The organism is Mesorhizobium sp. M4B.F.Ca.ET.089.01.1.1 (assembly GCF_004022605.1).
GTDB classification, from domain to species: domain Bacteria; phylum Pseudomonadota; class Alphaproteobacteria; order Rhizobiales; family Rhizobiaceae; genus Mesorhizobium; species Mesorhizobium abyssinicae.
This window is the reverse complement of record NZ_RZOS01001297.1, coordinates 1-525: the sequence shown is the minus strand read 5'-3', so window position 1 is coordinate 525 and position 525 is coordinate 1. Positions and strand designations below refer to the sequence as shown.

The 525-nt window shown below is 56.8% G+C and carries 1 protein-coding gene; it reads right to left on the bottom strand.

Going from position 1 to position 525, the window contains the following annotated elements; all coding sequences use genetic code 11:
- On the bottom strand, positions 1–457 hold a 457-nt coding region (locus EN780_RS37245), incomplete at its 3' end, for a hypothetical protein (protein ID WP_210215132.1).
- Positions 458–525: the final 68 nt, after the last annotated feature.

Genomic DNA, 525 nt, shown 5'->3' with positions numbered 1-525 from the left:
ATGTTACACCGTATAGGTCTTGCACGCGCTGACGGAACAGCCTGAGAACCTCCTTTCCTGGAACAAGTGCAATCCTAGTCTCTAAGCTGTCCCAAAGACGGTCGAAGGCGCCAAGTACGTCCTTATAAACCCGAGACCTGTCTTGCCCGCTTGGGCGCAGATAGTCGTGCCGTCGGCCCATCAACTGCGAAAGGACATCTTCTTTTAACGGTCGGGTGATCTCTTCGAGCAGCGCTGCGGACACTGCTGTTAAAGCCTGCTTCTCTGCGCCGGGCTCAAGCCGCGAATTCAGAACTCGCATGATCGCACGGTCGAGTGCTGCGGGGACTAAAAGGTAATTCTCGATCTCCTTCCGATCGAGAACCCACGCCAGCCTGAGGTTCGTTTCCAGGTTTTGCAAGACCTCCGCGATGTGCTCGTCACAGAAATAATCTCGGTCATATACAGCTCCGATCATGAGCGGCGCCCCCAGGGCCTCGGCGATGCCGGACGCGAGGGTCGTGATTCGCTGCCAAGACCCGAAGC